This is a genomic window from Bacillus sp. SIMBA_005 (assembly GCF_046535585.1).
Classification (GTDB): Bacteria; Bacillota; Bacilli; order Bacillales; family Bacillaceae; genus Bacillus; species Bacillus pumilus.
Window position 1 is genome coordinate 1 of the sequence record NZ_JAWRWI010000833.1, and the last position, 251, is coordinate 251.

Sequence of the window (251 nt, forward strand, 5' to 3'; positions counted from 1 at the left end):
ACCGAACTCGGCAGCCAGGCGGCGCAGACCGCGCGCGCTGAATCGCTGCGCGACCTGCTGGGTCTGGCCGCGGTCGCGCAGCGCATCGAGTGTTTCGACATCAGCCACACGATGGGCGAGGCGACGGTCGCCTCGTGCGTCGTGTTCGACGAGACGCTCACGCAGACGCTGCTCGTCTTCCACGGCAAGGGTCAGTTCTGGGTGCAACCGGGAGGGCACGCGGAAGACGGAGACGCGTCGATCATGGAGGC

The 251-nt window shown here is 68.1% G+C and carries 1 protein-coding gene; it reads left to right on the top strand.

The features are described from left to right. Nucleotides 1–251 (top strand): NUDIX hydrolase (locus SB660_RS22410; protein ID WP_410584675.1); only part of this gene is annotated, 251 nt, incomplete at both ends.